We start from the raw sequence: 3150 nt of genomic DNA on the forward strand, positions 1-3150 counted from the left end.
GGGCGCGGGGGGGGGCGGCGCGCGCGCCGGGCGGGGGAGGGGGGGGGGGGGCGGGCCGGGGGGCGGGGCGCCGCGCCGCGCCGCGCCGGCGGTGCTGATCCGGTCGGTGCCGGTGTGGACGCTGGCGCTGGCCTGGGCGGTGGGCTGCCTCGGCATGGGGCTGGTGATCGGGTCGACGAGCGTGCTGCTGCTGGAGCTGTCCGCGCCGGAGGAGGCCGGGGCCAATTCCGCCGCGCTGCAGATCTCCGACGCGCTGGCGAACGTGGTGCTGCTCGCGGCGGGCGGCGCCGCGTTCGCCGTGCTGGGCGGGGGAGCGGTGGGGGCCGCGCACGCCGTGTCCGAGGGCGCCGGCGACGCCGCCCACCCCGCGGCCTTCCTGGTGGTGTTCCTGCCGATGGCCTGCGTGGCGCTGGTCGGCGCCTGGGTCGCCACCCGCCTGGACCCGCCTCTCCCCGCGAAGAGCGACTGACCCGGACCGGGCCCGACGCCAGGGTCACGGGTCATGACCGAGCTGATCGTCCGGCTCTCCGACGCCGAGTGCGCGGAGCTCGCCGACCCGGCCGCCGCGACCGGGCACACCCCCGAGGAGTGCGCCCCGGCCCTCCCGGCCCTCCCGGCCGCCCCGGCCGCCCTGGGCGACCGGCTGCGCGCCGAGCGCGAGGCCGTCGCCGCGCACGCCCGGCGGCCGGCCGGGCAGCACGCCGCGCTCCTGATGAGGCTCGGCGCACGAGCACCGTCCGCCACCTCACCCTGGCCGAGGTCACCGGCCTGGCCGAGGTCACCGGCCCGGCGGGGCCGGCCTGTCCGGTCAACGGGCAGGGGGTGGAGCTGCGCGCCCCCGGGCTGCCGGAGTCGGCCGTGCACCGGCCGCGGGCCCGCACGCCGGGGACCGCGGCCTGCGAGGACCCCTACGAGCAGGCCGCCGCGCTGCTCCACGGCATCGCGGTGAACCGTCCCCTCGTCGACGGGATCAAGCGCACCGCCCGGCCCGCCGCCGCGACCTTCCCCGCCGTGAACGGCATCGACCTCGCCGGCGTCGACCGGGACGCCGCGTACGGCCTGGTCATCGATGTCGCCGCCGGCCGCGAGGCCGATGTGGCGCGTACCGCCGAGCGGTTGCGCCGGATGTGACGCTCGCCGCACCCGCCGAGGTCACGGGCCTGTCCCTCCCCGAGGGCCCGGCCGGCCCCGGTAAGGTGGCCCGGTTGTCCTACGTACGACCGCCGCCGAGAGCCCGAACCGGAGACCGTGACTACTACCGCCTCCCACCACCTCTCACCCGCCTTCCCCGGCCGTGCCCCCTGGGGTACCGCCAGCAAGCTGCGCGCCTGGCAGCAGGGTGCGCTGGACCGGTACATCCAGACCCAGCCGCGGGACTTCCTCGCGGTCGCCACGCCCGGCGCAGGCAAGACGACCTTCGCGCTGACGCTCGCGTCCTGGCTGCTGCACCACCACGTCGTGCAGCAGGTGACCGTCGTCGCCCCGACCGAGCACCTGAAGAAGCAGTGGGCCGAAGCCGCCGCCCGGATAGGCATCCGGCTGGACCCGGAGTACTCCGCCGGGCCGCTGAGCAAGGACTACCACGGCGTCGCCGTCACGTACGCCGGCGTCGGCGTGCGCCCGATGCTGCACCGCAACCGCTGCGAGCAGCGCAAGACCCTCGTCATCCTCGACGAGATCCACCACGCCGGTGACTCGAAGTCCTGGGGCGAGGCCTGCCAGGAGGCGTTCGACCCGGCGACCCGGCGGCTCGCGCTGACCGGTACCCCCTTCCGGTCGGACACCAACCCCATTCCCTTCGTCACGTACGAGGAGGGGAACGACGGGATCCGGCGGTCCTCCGCCGACTACACCTACGGCTACGGGAACGCGCTCGGCGACGGCGTCGTGCGGCCCGTGATCTTCCTGTCCTACAGCGGCAACATGCGCTGGCGCACCAAGGCCGGCGACGAGATCGCCGCCCGGCTCGGCGAGCCGATGACCAAGGACGCCATCTCGCAGGCCTGGCGCACGGCGCTGGACCCGCGCGGCGACTGGATGCCGAACGTGCTGCGCGCCGCCGACCAGCGGCTGACGGAGGTCAGGAAGGGCATCCCGGACGCGGGCGGGCTCGTCATCGCCTCCGACCAGGACTCGGCGCGCGCGTACGCCAAGCTGATCCGCGAGATCACCGGTACGAAGGCCACCCTGGTGCTCTCCGACGACACCGGCGCCTCGAAGAACATCGACACCTTCAGCGCGAACGACGACCGCTGGATGGTCGCCGTCCGCATGGTGTCCGAGGGCGTCGACGTACCGCGCCTCGCCGTCGGCGTCTACGCCACGACCATTTCGACGCCGCTGTTCTTCGCGCAGGCCGTCGGACGCTTCGTGCGTTCGCGCAGGCGCGGCGAGACGGCCTCCGTGTTCCTGCCGACCATCCCCTATCTCCTCGGCTTCGCCAACGAGATGGAGGTCGAGCGCGACCACGTCCTCGACAAGCCCAAGAAGAAGGGCGAGGAGGACCCGTACGCCGAGTCCGAGAAGGAGATGGACGAGGCGAACCGGCAGGAGGACGAGGACACCGGCGAGGACGAGCAGATGTCCTTCGAGGCGCTGGAGTCCGACGCCGTCTTCGACCGGGTGCTCTACGACGGCGCCGAGTTCGGCATGCAGGCGCACCCCGGCAGCGAGGAGGAGCAGGACTACCTCGGCATCCCGGGCCTGCTGGAGCCGGACCAGGTGCAGATGCTGCTCCAGAAGCGGCAGTCGCGGCAGATCGCGCACAGCCGCCGCAAGCCGGACACCGAGGCGGACCTGCTGGAGCTGCCCGCCGACCGGCGGCCGGTGGTCTCGCACAAGGAACTGCTGGAGCTGCGGAAGTCGCTGAACACGATGGTGGGCGCGTACGTCCACCAGAGCGGCAAGCCCCACGGGGTGATCCACACCGAGCTGCGGCGCGTGTGCGGCGGGCCGCCGAGCGCGGAGGCGACGGCGGGGCAGCTGCGGGAGCGGATCAAGAAGGTGCAGGAGTGGGCCACCCGGATGCGGTGACCCGGACGGGTATCGGGTGCCCGGTGCCCGGTGCCCGGTGCCCGGTGCCCCCGGCGGCCCGCGGTCGACGGCCGGCGGCCCGTACCGGCCCGCCGGTCCCGTCGACCGTTCGTACGA

The 3150-nt window shown here is 74.6% G+C and carries 3 protein-coding genes and 1 pseudogene; 3 read left to right on the plus strand and 1 reads right to left on the minus strand.

Features of this window, described 5'->3' with window-relative positions; translation table 11 throughout:
- Positions 1 to 469, plus strand: a pseudogene (locus ACFXA3_RS39550) (hypothetical protein); the annotation flags it as partial.
- A 24-nt stretch (positions 470 to 493) separates the two neighbouring features.
- Here ACFXA3_RS39550 and ACFXA3_RS39555 read toward each other — a convergent pair.
- Positions 494 to 700: a hypothetical protein gene (locus tag ACFXA3_RS39555; RefSeq protein ID WP_385195772.1), complete on the minus strand. Its 207-nt coding sequence runs from the start codon at positions 698 to 700 to the stop codon at positions 494 to 496.
- 122 nt (positions 701 to 822) lie between these two features.
- Here ACFXA3_RS39555 and ACFXA3_RS39560 point away from each other — a divergent pair, with 122 nt between their 5' ends.
- Together ACFXA3_RS39560 and ACFXA3_RS39565 are read left to right on the plus strand one after the other, a co-directional pair.
- Positions 823 to 1131 carry a type II toxin-antitoxin system death-on-curing family toxin gene (locus tag ACFXA3_RS39560; protein ID WP_385195775.1) on the plus strand — a complete coding sequence of 103 codons (309 nt, stop codon included), beginning with the start codon at positions 823 to 825 and terminating at the stop codon, positions 1129 to 1131.
- Positions 1132 to 1248: 117 nt separating this feature from the next.
- On the plus strand, positions 1249 to 3033 hold the full coding sequence (locus ACFXA3_RS39565; RefSeq protein WP_385195777.1) for a DEAD/DEAH box helicase: 1785 nt from the start codon (positions 1249 to 1251) through the stop codon (positions 3031 to 3033).
- The last annotated feature ends 117 nt before the right edge of the window (positions 3034 to 3150 follow it).

Origin of the sequence: Streptomyces sp. NPDC059456 (assembly GCF_042750055.1) — a bacterium.
GTDB lineage: Bacteria > Actinomycetota > Actinomycetes > Streptomycetales > Streptomycetaceae > Streptomyces.